Here is a 14,653-nt window from a genome sequence, read left to right as displayed (position 1 = left end):
CTATGAAGCACAAAGCATTGCCGATGGCCTTGGCGGCAGCGTTCCTGGCAGGCTGTACCCTCGCGCCGCACTATGAGCGGCCCGAGGCACCGGTCGCCACGTCGTTCCCCACGGGCCCGGCTTACAAGACGCCCGGCGCGGCGAACCAGAACGGCGCCGCCGACAGCAATGTCGTGGCTGCCGATCTGGGATGGCGAGATTTCTTCGCCGATCCGCGTCTGCAAAAGCTGATCGAGATCGCGTTGGAGAACAACCGCGATTTGCGTGTCTCGATGCTCAACGTCGAAGCCGCACGTGCGCAGTACCAGATCCAGCGCTCGGCGCTGCTGCCCTCGGTGGGGGCGGCAGGTCAGGCGTCGGTTCAGCGCTCGCCGGCGGATCTGTCGTCGTCGGGTCGCGCGGGTATCAGCCGCAGCTATCAGGTCGGCGTGGGTTTCACGTCATACGAACTCGATCTGTTCGGTCGCATCCAGAGCCTGAAGGATCAGGCGTTGGAATCGTACCTGGCGAGCGAGGACACGGCCAAGGCGGCGCATATCACGCTCGTCTCGGAAGTGGCGACGGCATACCTCACGTGGCTGGCCGATCAGGAGCTGCTCAAGCTCACGTCGGACACGCTCAAGAGCCAGCAATCGTCGTATAACCTGACCAAGCGCAGTTTCGACGTGGGCACGGCCTCCGGGCTGGACCTGCGTCAGGCGCAAACGCCGGTCGATACGGCGCGTGCGAACTTCGCGCAGTACACGCGTCAGGTGGCGCAGGACGAAAACGCGCTGGCGCTGCTTATCGGCCAGCCGTTGCCGGCCGATTTGCCGCCGGCACGTCCGCTCGACGGGCAGGGCCTGCTGGCCGATCTGCCTGCCGGGCTGCCGTCGGACTTGCTGCTGCGTCGCCCCGACGTGACGGCTGCCGAGCACACGCTCAAGGGCGCCAACGCGAACATCGGTGCAGCACGTGCGGCGTTCTTCCCGTCGATTTCGTTGACGGCGAATGCTGGTACGGCGAGTGCATCGCTGAGCAATCTGTTCAAGGGCGGGCAGGGCGCATGGTCGTTCGCACCGACCATCACGCTGCCGATTTTCGCGGGTGGGCAGAACATCGCCAACCTCGATCTGGCCAAGGTGCAGAAGCGCATCGAGATCGCCAACTACGAGAAGGCGATTCAGACGGCGTTCCGCGAAGTGTCGGACGGCCTGGCTGCACGTGGTACGTTGGACGATCAGATTGCGGCGCAGGAATCGCTCGTGAAGGCGAGCGACGAGAGCTACAAACTCTCGGACCTGCGCTACCGCAATGGCGTCGACAGCTATCTGAACGCATTGGTCGCGCAACGCTCGCTGTACTCGTCGCAGCAAACGCTGATCGCGACGCGTCTGGCGCGCTGGACCAACCTCGTCACGCTGTACAAGGCGATGGGCGGCGGTTGGGAAGAACGCTCGGCACCTGCGAACGCAGGCACGGCGTCGGCAGCCTCTGCGTCGTGATGTAAGGTTCGATGATCGAGAAAAAGCGCCCGGCCATGCCGGGCGTTTTTCTTTGAGGCGTCCGGTCCGTCGCGATCGTTTCGTAACAATCGACTCAGTTCCCGAGAGGTTTAGACGCGGGGTTCTACGCTGGCCCCTACCTTGCGTAGGCCATCGTCGCTATCCTTGTTCGCGTTGTATTCGCAACATCCCGAGCGTCGACGCATGTGCCGCATTTGATCCGGCGGATTTTGCCCGGTCGTCGCGCGGGTCACTTATACGCTGACTGTTTTTCCAGGGAGAGACACCATGAGCGATCTTCAAGCCCGCTTCGACGAGGCGGTAGCCCAATCCAAGACGCTGCCCGAACGCCCCGACAATCTGACGCTGCTGCGTATTTATGCGCTGTTCAAGCAAGGTACGGAAGGCGACGTTTCCGGCTCCCGCCCCGGTGCGATGGACTTCGTCGCCCGCGCTAAATTCGACGCCTGGGAAATGCTCAAGGGCAAGTCGAAGGAAGAAGTGCAGACGGCCTACGTCGAACTCATCGATTCCCTCAAGGCGTGATGACGATGCATGGCGCGTTGGCAGTGTGCGATGTGCCATAGGCGAGCATCGATGAGAAGAAAGACGGCGACCTCGGTCGCCGTTTTTTTTGCGCGGCGGATGTGACGTGTTTGAAGAGTGAGGTGGCGCATAACGGGGTGGGTTTTGCGGTGCTGTCCGATTGGTTGGGAGCGGGCGATGCGCGACGATGAACACGTCGTCAACTCGCCATCAACGAGCCAAGGAGCCACGCCATGCAACAGGATCGTCATCACATGCTGCAACGTATCGGGCATCACACGTCACGCGTTGTACGAGGCAATCGTGTGCGTGCATCGTCCCCACCCACACCACTCACACCACCGACGCCACCGACACGCCCGAGACCGCATTCGCCGCACGTGTGTTGTCGCCGCGCGATGCGAGGGGCGGCGCTGCTCGACGTCTTGTTCACGATGACCGCGCTCGTCGCCGGTGCGCAGGGCTTCGCACACTGGCAAGCGGCGGGCGGCGTGTCGTCGGCCTCAGGGGTTGTTGCGCACAACGTGGTCACAACCGCATTGCCGTCGCCTTCGATGCACGCCCTCATGGCTGTCGACCGTTTGCCATGACGACATCGCCAATGACTTGTCGTCTACCGTCGGGCAAGCGCCGCATACACGGCTTTACCCTGCTCGAATGGGTGATCGCCATGCCGCTGGGGCTGCTGATCGTGATGGCTGCGACCGCGATCTATCTCGCGGGCATTCGATTGTGGCGCGTGCAGGCGGAGCGATACGAGGTGAACGAGCGTGCTGCCTTCGCGCTGAATCAACTCACGCGTGCTGTCGGCATGGCCGGATATCGAAATTGGGATCCTTTGGAAGGCCCGATCCTCAACGCAGATCGATCTGTTCAACCCGGGCTAGGCGATTGGCCTTCACTGCGAGCCAGTGCGGAATGCGCCAGCACGGTCGACACTTGCCCGAAGCGTGGCTGGCAGGGCAGCACGATGCTGGAGGTGCAGTACCACGGTGCGGGCTTCGGAGACGAAAACGGCAATGGCAACGGCGCGGTACAGAACTGCGGCGGGGCCAGCGTCAGAGCGCGAAGCGATGGTGACGACCGTAACGTCAGTGCCTTCTACGTCGATAAAGGCGAAGACGGTGTCCCCTCGCTGTTCTGTCGGTACGGCGACCGGGGATACAAGATCACGACGCTGCGTCCTGCGCAGGTGCTGGTCATCGGTGTCGAGGCGATGTATATCCGGCTGGGCGTGCGTGCGGGGGGAGCCGGTCCATTGCGTTGGATGACACCGGTGAAGAACGCGCGACGCAAGCCTCCAAGCGCGCCGGCTGGGTCCGGTGGCTGGGAGAACGTGAGTGCTGTGGCATTTTCGCTAGTGTTGAGGGGGGCGCCGCGACGTGGGGGAAAACAGCGCGCGGGTCGGACCGTCGAAGTCTTCGATGCGGCGTCCGGTGGTCGTGAGTACAAGTGGCTGACCAATGCCGGAGACGTCCATTTGCATGTGTTCACGGTGGTGGCCTACCGGCGCAACGATGGCGGTATTCGCGAGGAGGCGAAATGGTTGGTGTCTTCATCGTGATGTGGCTCGCCGCCCTGATGGCGCTGGCGGTCTCAGGCATGCAACACCGTGAACTGGCAACCCGCTTCATCGCGTACACGAACGACAGGGTGTTCGCTTTCGGCGCAGCGCACGATGCACTCAGGGCCGCACGCGAGCGATTGGTCGGCGGAGCGGACGCACCGGATATTGCCGCAGCGTACGAGTTCGACGAGGGCGCGCATGGTGTCATCGGTGCGCGTTATCGAGACGGAAGTCGCGAGCCCAATCAAATGGCGGGCTGGGTCGGGATCGGCTGGAACGATGTGCGCGTCGTCTCCGTGAGCAGTGCACGCTACTTCATCGAGCGAATCGCGTTCACCGAGTATTTGCCGGACGCGCGCGAGGCGAAGGCGGCAAGGGCGTCGCTCGTACGCCGCTACCGCGTGAGTGCGATGGGATGCGGCAAGTTGCCCGGAACGCGGGTCTTCCTGCAAGCGACTTATGAGGTTCGCGCGTCTCGCGGACGCGCGGCGGCGGGAGGTGCTGCACGGATCTCGTTCTCGTCGCGCAGGTTGAACTGGCGCGAAGTCGCGACCTGGCACGACAGCGCGATAACGACGCAGGTGCCCGGTGCCAGACGCGAGCATTGCGATGCGTGATTGGAGCGGTGCGTCACGACAGCTCGGTAGGCGCGACGGGTTCGATAGGCATGTCGCGCGCCCGATGCGCGGCGTCACGCTGATCGAATGCCTGGTGGCGATGGCGGTGTTTGCTATTGCGCTGTTTGCTGTTGCGCCGTCGATAGAGGCGGTGCGGCGTCGTGTGGCGGTGGAGACGACGGCGCGCGCATTTCTGGCGACGATGCAAGCGGCGCGAGCTGAAGCATTGGGACGGCATCGGCGTATCGCAATCGCGCCGCACGACGGTGTGAGTCTGAACAGCGGTTGGGTGACGTTTGTCGACGAGAACCGAAATCACCGGCTGGATGCGGGCGAGACGCTATTGGGGCGTCATGCGCCGTTGCCGCCAGGCGTGAGCATTGAGGCGAGGTGGGGTTTGTATTACACGCAAGGGCTGGCATTCGCCGAAAGTGGCTTCATCCGGACCGAGGCACGCAAGTGGCTGTCGGGCACGGTGCGCATCGCAGGGCATGATCGACGCATCTGCATCACCATCAACGCCTACGGCCGCGCACGTGTCGCAAAGCATTGCGAAGCGTAGGCGGCCGTATGGGTGAGGGGCGCGAATGCTGGCGTTACATCAACGGCGGGGAACCGCGATCGTTGTCTTTGGCAGATGCAGGTGAAGTTGCGGGATTCGTCGACGTCGCGGCGTCTGTCGAAGCGTCGGTTGGTGTCGACGATCCTTTCGTCGATTCCTGCCAGAGCTTGATGCCTTGCCAGGCGAGCACGCCGAGGCTGCCCCACTTGAGTCCGCGACGGGCGATGCGTCCGACCGGCGTGTGCGAGAGGCCCGTCAGCGCAATCGACGCCACCGAGCTGACGAGCGGATAGCGTTCGAGCAGACCGCCGAGCTTAAGGCCGGAGTTGGCGAGGCCACCGAGGCCGCCGAGTCCGGAGAAGCGGGCGAGACCACCGGGCAACAGGTAGCGAACCCAGCGGAAGTTGCGCAGGCGTTCGCGCGTCACACGCGACGCCTGGATCAGCTCGGCACGCTCGACGGCAATGCGCGTGAGTACGATTTCCTTGCGGATCGCGAGGAGTTCGTGACGGGAGCGTCGCGACTGACGCGGGCGACGCGGTCGTTGAGGATGGTTCTGTTCCAGCGGCACGGGCGGGTCTCCTTCAGTCCGGACGCAGGGCGTCGCGGTCCTTTTCGAACTCGGCCAGTGTGGCTTCGAACGGCATCGGGGCATCGCGCAGAATGTTGCGCGCACGCATGGCGCACCAGCTCGCGAGCAAGAGATACACGACGAAGATGCCGGTCATGGCCTGGAGGCGATAGGTGTCCCAGAAAATGACGATGACCAGCGCGGTCAGCGACACGAGGGCGAGAACACCGAAGAGCATTGCGGCAAGACCGAGAAACGCAACGCCCATCAGGCGTTCCTTCTCTTCGGTCAATTCGATGCCGATGAGTTCGATGCGCGACTGAAGGATCTCGAGCAACGCACCGGCGAGGCGCCGCAGCGAAGGCCGCGGCGGGGTCGTGCGATCATTGTCGGTCATGGGCTGGACGGGGCGGCCCACCCGACCCGTCGCACCGGTCAGGCAGGCTCCGCCTTTGGCAGAGTAGGCGAGAAAGTGACTTGTGCTGGTCGCGCTGACTGCGCGTATTCAGCGAGCTTACTTGCGGTTGAGCAGCAGGCCGATCACCACGCCGATACCGGCGGCGATGCCCACGGCTTGCCACGGATGATCGTGCACGTAGTCGTCAGTTGCGCGAGCGGCCATCTTGCTCTTCTCAACCACGACGACCTGAACGTCCGACGCCTTTTCCTTGGCTTGCTTGAGCAGCGTGAGGGCCTTGTCGCTCAGTTCGGAGGCGCGCTCGCCGGTCGTGTTGGCAGCTTGCTTGAGCAGGTCTTCGGCGTCGGCCAGTACGGATTTGATATCGGTCATGAACTTCTCCTTGTTGATATGCACTTGCGACATAGTCGTTACCCGTTTCTGGGAGGAAAATGCGGGGGGATGTGCGGCTGATATGGGGGTTATCGTACCGCTTTCAACGCGTCGTTGCCAGAAAACAACAGACGGGCTGCGGTATATTTCCAGAAATCATTTGGAACAAATTTTTTATTCGTTCTGACTAAGCTTAGCATCCTTTAGTCTTGTTCCCACTGAGTGAAAGGTTCTCAAGGAGACTGTAAATGACATTGCGTTTGGGTGATATCGCTCCCGACTTCGAGCAGGATTCGTCGATCGGCACGATCAAGTTTCACGAATTCCTCGGCGATGGCTGGGGTGTCCTTTTCTCGCACCCGGCCGACTACACGCCGGTGTGCACGACCGAATTGGGTCTGACTGCAAAACTCAAGGGCGAGTTCGAAAAACGTAACGTGAAGGCCATCGCCTTGTCGGTGGACGATGCGGAGTCGCACAAGGGCTGGATCAGCGACATCAACGAAACGCAGAACACCACGGTCAATTTCCCGATCCTGGCAGACGGCGATCGTAAGGTTTCGCAGCTGTACGACATGATTCACCCGAACGCCAGCGAAACCGTGACGGTGCGCTCGCTGTTCGTGATCGATCCGAAAAAGAAGGTGCGCCTGATCATCACGTACCCGGCAAGCACGGGCCGCAACTTCGACGAGATTCTGCGCGTCATCGATTCGCTGCAACTGACCGACAATTACTCGGTCGCTACGCCGGGCAACTGGAAGGATGGCGAAGACGTGGTGATTGTGCCGTCGCTCAAGGACGAGGCCGTACTGAAGGAGAAATTCCCGAAGGGCTACAAGGCCGTGCGTCCGTATCTGCGCCTCACGCCGCAGCCGAACAAGTAATCGATAAGTAGTCGATAAGTAATCGATAAGTGATGGATGTGCGGTCGCATGACGATGCGCCGCACATGTCGCAGCAAGAAACGAAAAAGCCAGCTCGCATGAGCTGGCTTTTTTGTTGGGTACGCGCCGTCACTCGTTGGATTGACGGCCCGCGACATGCGGCTCGAGAAACGACGCGTACCTAACAACGTTGCAGAGAAGTAGGCGCGATTTCGCGCCCACTTCTCAAACTTCAGGGAATCAGAAGAACGCCTGAATACCCGTTTGTGCGCGACCCAGAATCAGGGCGTGGATGTCGTGCGTGCCTTCGTAGGTGTTGACCACTTCGAGGTTCACGAGATGGCGGGCGATGCCGAACTCGTCCGAGATACCGTTGCCGCCGAGCATGTCGCGGGCCAGACGCGCCACGTCGAGTGCCTTGCCGCACGAGTTGCGCTTCATGATCGAGGTGATCTCGACCGCCGCCGTGCCTTCGTCCTTCATGCGACCCAGACGCAGGCAGCCTTGCAGGCCCAGCGTGATTTCCGTCTGCATGTCGGCCAGCTTCTTCTGGATCAGCTGGTTGGCGGCGAGCGGGCGACCGAACTGCTGACGATCGAGCACATACTGACGTGCCATGTGCCAGCAGAACTCAGCGGCGCCCAGTGCGCCCCAGGCGATGCCGTAGCGGGCCGAGTTCAGGCACGTGAACGGCCCCTTCAGACCGGAGACGCCCGGCATCAGGTTCTCTTCCGGCACGAAGACCTGATCCATCACGATCTCGCCGGTGATGGACGCACGCAGGCCGACCTTGCCGTGAATCGCGGGGGCCGACAGACCCTTCCAGTCTTTTTCCAGAATGAAGCCGCGGATCTTCTCTTCGCCGCTCTCGTCGGCGAGCTTGCCCCAGACGACGAAGACATCGGCGATGGGCGAATTCGTGATCCACATCTTGCTGCCGCTCAGTTCATAACCACCGGCGACCTTCTTGGCGCGCGTGGTCATGCCCGCCGGGTCCGAACCGTGGTTCGGCTCGGTCAGACCGAAGCAGCCGATCCATTCGCCGCTGGCGAGCTTCGGCAGGTACTTCTGCTTCTGCGCTTCGCTGCCGAACTCATAGATCGGGACCATGACCAGCGACGACTGCACGGACATCATTGAGCGATAGCCCGAATCCACGCGCTCGACTTCGCGGGCGATCAGGCCGTAGGCCACATAGTTCAGACCGGGGCCGCCATATTGTTCGGGGATCGTCGGGCCGAGCAGACCGATCTCGCCCATCTCGCGAAAGATCGATGCGTCGGTGCGCTCGTGACGGAACGCTTCGAGCACACGCGGCGCGAGCTTGTCGTTCGCATACGCAGCGGCCGCGTCGCGAATCATGCGCTCGTCGGTGGTGAGCTGCGCGTCGAGCAACAGCGGATCTTCCCAGTGAAACTGTGCATTGCCTGCCATGACCCATCTCCTCCAATCAACTTGACGAAAGTTCCGCAATGCGGAACAATGTTATGAAATCGAAGTTAGTTTAACACTAAAATTTTTCGCCGGGCAACGGCCAGTGCATGCACTGGCCGAATCTGTTTGATCTTGTCCGATCCTGCTTGCCCGGTATGTTCAAAGTGACTGTGAAGTCGATGCGGAGTGCGCGATGGCTGTGATCAAAACGTCCCTGTCTGCCCTTACCGGTGCGCCGGCTCATGGTGTGTCGCCGTCGCACGACGAGCGCAAGTTCGTCACGGCGTTGGCACGAGGCCTCGAACTGCTGCGCGCCTTCGGGCCGGACGACATGCTGCTCGGCAACCGCGATTTCGCAGCGCGCACGGGCTTGCCGAAAGCGACGGTGAGCCGTCTGGCCTACACCCTCACCGAACTCGGCTACCTGCGTTACGACGTTGACCTGGGCAAATATGCACTGGACGCGGGCGTGCTGGCCCTCGGCTATGCCTTCCTGAACGGCACCGATATGCTGACGCTGGCGCGTCCTCATATGCGCGCGCTTGCCAAAGAAATGGGATGTTCGATCTCCCTCGGCTGTCGAGAGGGCGTGGACATGATGTATCTGGAGACGATTCGCAGCGACTCCGCGCATCTCACGCTGGGTCTGACGGCAGGCTCCCGCCTGTCGATGCTGACCAGTTCGATGGGGCGCGTCTACCTCGCGGCCATGACGCCGACCGAGCGCGAGACGATGCTCTCGGATCTGCACGATGCCTACGACGCCAATCCCGCCGCACTGCGCAATGTCGGCTGGGATGCCCTGCAATCGGGCGTCGACAAGGGGATCGAATCCTACAAGCGGGAAGGGCTCTGCTACTCGTTTCGCGAGTGGCATGAAGGCGTCAACGCCGTCGCCGTGCCACTTCGCGACATCCGGCAGAACCGTTGGCTCGCGATCAGTTGCAGCGGGCCGTCCTCCTCGATTCCGGATTCGGTGTTTCGGGATGAGATCGGACCCCGATTGAAACAGTTGGCCGCTCGGCTGAGTGGAAACGCTTAATCGGTCTGTGGTTAATCGGGTTGGGTGTCGCCCGCGGCGCTCCACTACCTTTTAAGTCGCACCGCGGGCGACACCCAACCCGATTCTTCACCGCTATCGATGCGACGACACCGAACGGTCGATCACCGCTCCGGGTTTCGGGAGGAGATCAAACCCCGATTGAAACAGTTGGCCGCTCGGCTGAGTGGAAACGCTTAATCGGTCTGTGGTTAATCGGCTTGGGTGTCGCCCGCGGCGCTCCACTACCTTTTAAGTCGCACCGCGGGCGACACCCAACCCGATTCTTCACCGCTATCGATGCGACGACACCGAACGGTCGATCACCGCTCCGGGTTTCGGGAGGAGATCAAACCCCGATTGAAACAATTGGCCGCTCGTCTGAGTGGAAACGCTTAATCGGTCTGTGGTTAATCGGGTTGGGTGTCGCCCGCGGCGCTCCACTACCTTTTAAGTCGCACCGCGGGCGACACCCAACCCGATTCTTCACCGCTATCGATGCGACGACACCGAACGGTCGATCACCGCACGGGGTTTTCGGACATCCGATGGCGGTGATTGTCCGGCCCCTGACGTAGCGACTTAAAAGGTTTTGGAGCGGAGTCAGGGGCCGGGCAAGCGCCGCTGCCCCGGGCATGTGACAAGGGTGCTAAGCGCATTCCAACGATCGGGTAAACGAACAAACGCCGCTGCCCGGGCATCGGGCAACGGCGCTCACTGAATCTAAGCGACCGGTTCCAACCAAAACTTCACAGCAACGTCCGCACGTGCCAAAGCTCGGGGAACAACACCACGTCGAGCATCTTGCGCAGATACGGCGCGCCATTGGTACCGCCGGTCCCTTGCTTGAAGCCGATGATGCGCTCAACCGTAGTCACATGACGGAAGCGCCACTGACGGAAAGCGTCCTCGAGATCGACCAGTTCTTCGGCCATCTCGTATAGCTCCCAGTGTTGCGACGGGTTGCGATACACCTCAAGCCACGCGGCTTCGACGGTCGTGTCGTGCGGCGTCGGCTTCGTCCAGTCACGCTCCAGACGCTCCGGTGCAATCGCAAAGCCGCGACGTGCGAGCAGACGCACCACTTCGTCATAAAACGACGGCGCGTTGAGCGCAGCTTCGACCTGCTGATACAGGTCCGGGCGATGCGAATGTGGCGCAAGCATCGCCGCATTCTTGTTGCCCAGCATGAACTCCAGAATGCGGTACTGATACGACTGGAAGCCCGACGAGCTACCCAGCGACGGACGCATCGACGAATACTCCGACGGCGTCATCGTCGCCAGCACGCTCCACGCCTGCACCAACTGCTCAAGAATGCGCGACACACGCGCCAGCATCTTGAACGCCGGTGGCAGTTCGTCGTTATGAACGGCTGTGCGCGCTGCCTGCAACTCGTACAGCGCGAGCTTCATCCACAGTTCACTCGTCTGATGCTGGATGATGAACAGCATCTCGTTGTGATCCGTCGAACGCGGATGCTGCGCATTCAGAATCGGATCGAGCGACAGGTAGTCGCCATAGCTCATGCTCTTCGAGAAATCGAGCTGCGCGTCGTGCCACTGCGTGGCGTTGGCAGACGTGCTGGCGGGCGTGGCGGACGTGGCGGACGCACCGCCAGTCGCTTCGCCTCCATGCCCGAACGGGCACCCGCCCTGAGCGGGCGAGGCGGATGAAGATGCGCTCGAGTCAGACGTCGGCGTCGTGGCCTTGGGGGACGGCTTGGTCATGCTGACAATTCCTCGCTCAGGTCACCGCGCCACGGCGGTGGAACTCGGGCTTGTCCCACGAACCGGTGCTCAGCACGTCGCGCAGAATCTCGACCGAATCCCACACGTCGGCAAAGCTCGTGTACAGCGGCGTCATGCCGAAACGCATGATGCGCGGCTCGCGGTAGTCGCCGATCACGCCGCGCGCAATCAGTGCCTGAATCACGGCGAAACCTTCCGGATGCTCGAAGCTCACCTGCGAACCACGCGACGCATGATCGCGCGGCGTCACCAGCGTCAGCGGGAATTCGGCGCAACGCTCTTCGACCAGCTTGATGAACAGGTCCGTCAGCGCGAGCGACTTGCGACGCAATGCGTCCATCGACGTCTGCGCAAAAATGTCCAGACCACATTGCACCAGCGACAGCGAGACGATTGGCTGCGTGCCGCACAGGTAACGGCCGATGCCGTCGTCCGGCGTGTACTCCGGCGTCATCGCGAACGGTGTGCGGTGGCCCCACCAGCCCGACAGCGGCTGCCAGAACGTGTCCTGATGCTTCTTGTTGACCCACACGAACGCAGGCGAACCCGGGCCGCCGTTCAGGTACTTGTACGTGCAACCCACCGCGTAATCGGCGTCAGCACCGTTCAGATCGACCGGCACCGCGCCCGCCGAGTGGCACAGATCCCACACCGCGAGCGCGCCGCTCGCATGAATCTCGGCCGTGCGCGCTTTCATGTCGTACATGGCGCCCGTGCGGTAGTTCACGTGCGTGAGCAGCACCACGGCGACGTCGTCGCCCAGCGCGCTTTGCAGTTCGTCCGGCGAGTCGATCAGACGCAGCGAGTAACCGTCGTCGAGCAGACGCGTCAGCCCCTGCACGATGTACAGATCCGTCGGGAAGTTGCTGCGCTCGGAGATCACGACGCGGCGCTTGGGCGAGCGCTGACGTTGTGCGTCGAGTGCGGCGGCCATCACCTTGAAGAGGTTGCTCGACGTGGTGTCCGTCACCACGACTTCGCCCTTGCCTGCACCGATGATCGGGGCAAGGTTGTCGCCGAGCGTGCGCGGCAGTGCGAACCAGTCGGCTTCGTTCCAGCTACGAATAAGGCCCACGCCCCATTCGCCGGTAATCACTTCCTGCGCACGCTTTGCCGACGCGATCGGACGCGCGCCCAGCGAGTTGCCGTCGAGATAGATCACATCCTTGGGCAGGTCGAATTGCGCGCGCAGCGGCGCAAGGGCATCGGCCGCGTCGAGGGCCAGACAATCGTTGCGAGAAGACGTCATGGTTTGCGTAGTTGAGTAATGAGTAAAAGCGTTGGATGAAAAAAGAAAACCGTGTGTGCCGCGATGCTCAGAGGGCGCGAAGCACTGCGCGCACCGGACTCGCATCGAGCCGCATGAACTTCAGCGGCAGCGCGATGAGTTCGTAATCGGCTGGCGCGATGGCGTCGAGCACCAGCCCTTCGAGGATCGCCATGCGATGCGCACGAATGCGGTGATGCGCGTCCATCGTCTTGCTCTGCTGCGGATCGAGCGAGGGCGTATCGATGCCCACGAGCTTCACGCCATGCGACGCCAGCAAATCGATCGTCTCCGGTGCGACGGCGCAAAACTCGCTGTCCCAGCGCGAGACGGGCGCTTGCGTGTAGGTGCGCAACAGCACGCGCGGCGGAACGTTGGCGAGGTGCGGCGCGACCATCTCTGGCGTGACGACCGGCGACGCCCCAATGCAATGGATCACGCGGCACGGCCCCAGATACGTCTGAAAGTCGACTTCGCCGATGCAAACGCCCGCGTCGTCGTAATGACGCGGCGCATCGGCATGCGCGCCAGTGTGCGGCGAGAGCGTGATGCGGCCCACGTTGACCGGGCAGCCGGGACCGATCTGCCAGACGGCTTCCTCGGTCAGCGGCGTGTCGCCGGGCCATACGGGCGTGTCTGCGGACAAGGGCGCGCTGATGTCCCACACACGGCGCTCGGTCGAGGTGGACACTTCTGCGGGGTTGGCCGCTGTATTCGGAGCTTCCGGAGCGTTCGAAACGTTCATACGCAAGCGCTTGATAAGGCGCGTTTTGTGGAGGAAGAAGTCCCAGATAGTGTAGGAAATTCTTCGCCGCAGGTGCTTGCGTATTCGAATGGCCGGGCAGGCTGAATTGAAATCAGGCAAACATTTATGCCGATTTCGTGGTGGATTATTTTAAGTTTTGCGAATTTGATCGAATTCGATGCGAGTTCGCCCAAATTCGTCGGCGGGGTAATACGGGGGGAGGAGGAGAGGGGCGGTGGACGGCGAAGGCGACTAGCGTCGATGTGTCATCTGGTGGATGAGCTCGCGCAGTGCCTCCTTGAGTTGTGCCGACTGCGTCTCGCCGAATCGCGCGAGCACGCTCGCCTCATGATGTCGCGCACCCGCCAGCAGCGGGGTGACGTGGGCGATGCCCGCGTCGGTGAGCGAGACCAGCGATTGCCGACGGTCAGTGGCGCTCTCGCCCCGAACGACGTCGCCCGACGCTTCGAGCCGATCGATGACCTTGGTGACGGTCGGCTGCTTGGCGAGCACGATGTCCGCCAGTTGATTGATGGTGCGCGCCTGCCCGTCGGACAGCGTGGCCAGCACACGCCACTCCAGCACGCCGAGATCGGCAGCGGCCACTTCTCGATGAAACTCGTCCGACACGAGCGCGCTCGCGCGGGCGAGCAGATACAGCAGATAGTCGTCGACGAACGGCGTGTCGGATGAGGTCGGGGTGGCTGGCCGCGCAGCGGACATGATGTGCCTCAGCCCAGCGACTGCGGCTTGTGGAAGCCACCGGCGTGGAAGATCAGGGGCATGCGCTCAGCAACATCCGTATGCACGCCGCAACGCTCCACTTCACCCACGAAGATGACGTGATCGCCTTCGTCGTAACGGCTGCGGTTGTGGCATTCGAACCAGGCGAGTGCGCCGTCCAGCACCGGCGTGCCCGACGCCGACAGCGTGTACGGCACGCCCGCGAACCGGTCGCCCTTCATCGTCGCGAAGCGCTTGCACAGATCGAGCTGGTCGGCAGCGAGCACGTTCACAGCGTAATGTGTGTTCTCACGGAACACGGGCATGCTGCCCGCACGCGTGGCAAGACTCCACAAGATGAGCGGCGGCGTGAGCGACACCGAATTGAACGAACTGGCGGTGATGCCGATGAGCGAGCCGTCGTCGGCCCGCGTGGTGATCACGGTGACACCGGTCGCAAATTGACCGAGCGCACTGCGAAAAGCTGCGCTGTCGAATTCAGGCGCCGAAGCGTGATTGGCGTTCACTTTCCCTGCACTCCCGTCCGGCTAATTTGATCGGGTTGATTTGTATGAATATTCATATACTATGGCACGAACAACAGATCGACAAGACGCGTGACGGCCAACGTTGCCCGGCAAGGGCGCAAGGGTCAGACGCTCAGGAGACG

17 protein-coding genes are annotated in these 14,653 nt (G+C 62.2%); 8 read left to right on the top strand and 9 right to left on the bottom strand.

Features of this window, described 5'->3' with window-relative positions; translation table 11 throughout:
• Nucleotides 1-2: 2 nt before the first annotated feature.
• The 6 genes from adeC (at nucleotide 3) to NTU39_RS19645 (ending at nucleotide 4,776) form a co-directional block, all read left to right on the top strand.
• The gene (gene adeC, locus NTU39_RS19670) at nucleotides 3-1,484 is read left to right on the top strand and encodes an AdeC/AdeK/OprM family multidrug efflux complex outer membrane factor (RefSeq protein WP_150577190.1); all 1,482 of its coding nucleotides are present in this window, start codon (nucleotides 3-5) and stop codon (nucleotides 1,482-1,484) included.
• Nucleotides 1,485-1,772: 288 nt separating this feature from the next.
• A complete protein-coding gene (locus NTU39_RS19665; RefSeq protein ID WP_150665958.1) occupies nucleotides 1,773-2,030 on the top strand; it encodes an acyl-CoA-binding protein in 258 nt (85 codons plus the stop codon).
• A 233-nt stretch (nucleotides 2,031-2,263) separates the two neighbouring features.
• Nucleotides 2,264-2,620: a hypothetical protein gene (locus NTU39_RS19660; RefSeq protein WP_257958354.1), complete on the top strand. Its 357-nt coding sequence runs from the start codon at nucleotides 2,264-2,266 to the stop codon at nucleotides 2,618-2,620.
• An 11-nt stretch (nucleotides 2,621-2,631) separates the two neighbouring features.
• Complete coding sequence (locus NTU39_RS19655) at nucleotides 2,632-3,594, top strand: PilW family protein (RefSeq protein ID WP_174984999.1); 963 nt, start codon at nucleotides 2,632-2,634, stop codon at nucleotides 3,592-3,594.
• A complete protein-coding gene (locus NTU39_RS19650; RefSeq protein ID WP_257958353.1) occupies nucleotides 3,573-4,214 on the top strand; it encodes a pilus assembly PilX family protein in 642 nt (213 codons plus the stop codon). Before NTU39_RS19655 ends, NTU39_RS19650 begins: the two co-directional genes overlap by 22 nt.
• A gap of 64 nt (nucleotides 4,215-4,278) precedes the next feature.
• Nucleotides 4,279-4,776, top strand: a complete 498-nt coding sequence (locus NTU39_RS19645; RefSeq protein WP_217426186.1) for a GspH/FimT family pseudopilin — start codon at nucleotides 4,279-4,281, stop codon at nucleotides 4,774-4,776.
• Between the two features lie 34 nt (nucleotides 4,777-4,810).
• Here NTU39_RS19645 and NTU39_RS19640 read toward each other — a convergent pair whose 3' ends face one another.
• The 3 genes from NTU39_RS19640 to NTU39_RS19630 form a co-directional block, all read right to left on the bottom strand.
• The gene (locus NTU39_RS19640; protein WP_174985002.1) at nucleotides 4,811-5,347 is read right to left on the bottom strand and encodes a DUF3318 domain-containing protein; all 537 of its coding nucleotides are present in this window, start codon (nucleotides 5,345-5,347) and stop codon (nucleotides 4,811-4,813) included.
• A 13-nt stretch (nucleotides 5,348-5,360) separates the two neighbouring features.
• Nucleotides 5,361-5,744, bottom strand: a complete 384-nt coding sequence (locus tag NTU39_RS19635; RefSeq protein ID WP_046292761.1) for a phage holin family protein — start codon at nucleotides 5,742-5,744, stop codon at nucleotides 5,361-5,363.
• A gap of 117 nt (nucleotides 5,745-5,861) precedes the next feature.
• Nucleotides 5,862-6,170, bottom strand: coding sequence for an ElaB/YgaM/YqjD family protein (locus NTU39_RS19630; protein WP_150665963.1), 309 nt, complete (start codon nucleotides 6,168-6,170; stop codon nucleotides 5,862-5,864).
• Between the two features lie 215 nt (nucleotides 6,171-6,385).
• Between NTU39_RS19630 and NTU39_RS19625 the strand changes: the two genes are divergently transcribed.
• Nucleotides 6,386-7,024: a peroxiredoxin gene (locus tag NTU39_RS19625; protein WP_150577184.1), complete on the top strand. Its 639-nt coding sequence runs from the start codon at nucleotides 6,386-6,388 to the stop codon at nucleotides 7,022-7,024.
• Nucleotides 7,025-7,264: 240 nt separating this feature from the next.
• Here the strand turns inward: NTU39_RS19625 and NTU39_RS19620 are convergent, their stop codons facing one another.
• Nucleotides 7,265-8,458 carry an acyl-CoA dehydrogenase gene (locus NTU39_RS19620; protein WP_150665964.1) on the bottom strand — a complete coding sequence of 398 codons (1,194 nt, stop codon included), beginning with the start codon at nucleotides 8,456-8,458 and terminating at the stop codon, nucleotides 7,265-7,267.
• 193 nt (nucleotides 8,459-8,651) lie between these two features.
• Between NTU39_RS19620 and NTU39_RS19615 the strand changes: the two genes are divergently transcribed.
• Nucleotides 8,652-9,500: an IclR family transcriptional regulator gene (locus tag NTU39_RS19615; protein WP_224796617.1), complete on the top strand. Its 849-nt coding sequence runs from the start codon at nucleotides 8,652-8,654 to the stop codon at nucleotides 9,498-9,500.
• A gap of 746 nt (nucleotides 9,501-10,246) precedes the next feature.
• On the opposite strand, the gene kynA is transcribed toward NTU39_RS19615, so the two are convergent.
• The 5 genes from kynA to NTU39_RS19590 all read right to left on the bottom strand — a co-directional run bounded on the left by kynA (nucleotide 10,247) and on the right by NTU39_RS19590 (nucleotide 14,510).
• Nucleotides 10,247-11,227 (bottom strand): tryptophan 2,3-dioxygenase, encoded by a 981-nt coding sequence (kynA, locus tag NTU39_RS19610; protein ID WP_257958351.1) that lies wholly within the window; start codon nucleotides 11,225-11,227, stop codon nucleotides 10,247-10,249.
• Between the two features lie 16 nt (nucleotides 11,228-11,243).
• The gene (gene kynU, locus NTU39_RS19605) at nucleotides 11,244-12,497 is read right to left on the bottom strand and encodes a kynureninase (RefSeq protein WP_150665965.1); all 1,254 of its coding nucleotides are present in this window, start codon (nucleotides 12,495-12,497) and stop codon (nucleotides 11,244-11,246) included.
• 67 nt (nucleotides 12,498-12,564) lie between these two features.
• Nucleotides 12,565-13,260, bottom strand: a complete 696-nt coding sequence (gene kynB / locus NTU39_RS19600; RefSeq protein WP_257958350.1) for an arylformamidase — start codon at nucleotides 13,258-13,260, stop codon at nucleotides 12,565-12,567.
• A gap of 252 nt (nucleotides 13,261-13,512) precedes the next feature.
• Nucleotides 13,513-13,983: a MarR family winged helix-turn-helix transcriptional regulator gene (locus tag NTU39_RS19595; protein ID WP_150665967.1), complete on the bottom strand. Its 471-nt coding sequence runs from the start codon at nucleotides 13,981-13,983 to the stop codon at nucleotides 13,513-13,515.
• 8 nt (nucleotides 13,984-13,991) lie between these two features.
• Nucleotides 13,992-14,510: a flavin reductase family protein gene (locus NTU39_RS19590; RefSeq protein WP_257958349.1), complete on the bottom strand. Its 519-nt coding sequence runs from the start codon at nucleotides 14,508-14,510 to the stop codon at nucleotides 13,992-13,994.
• Nucleotides 14,511-14,653: the final 143 nt, after the last annotated feature.

Source organism: Pandoraea commovens, assembly GCF_024704525.1.
GTDB classification, from domain to species: Bacteria; Pseudomonadota; Gammaproteobacteria; order Burkholderiales; family Burkholderiaceae; genus Pandoraea; species Pandoraea commovens.
This window is presented reverse-complemented; position numbering and strand designations above follow the sequence as displayed.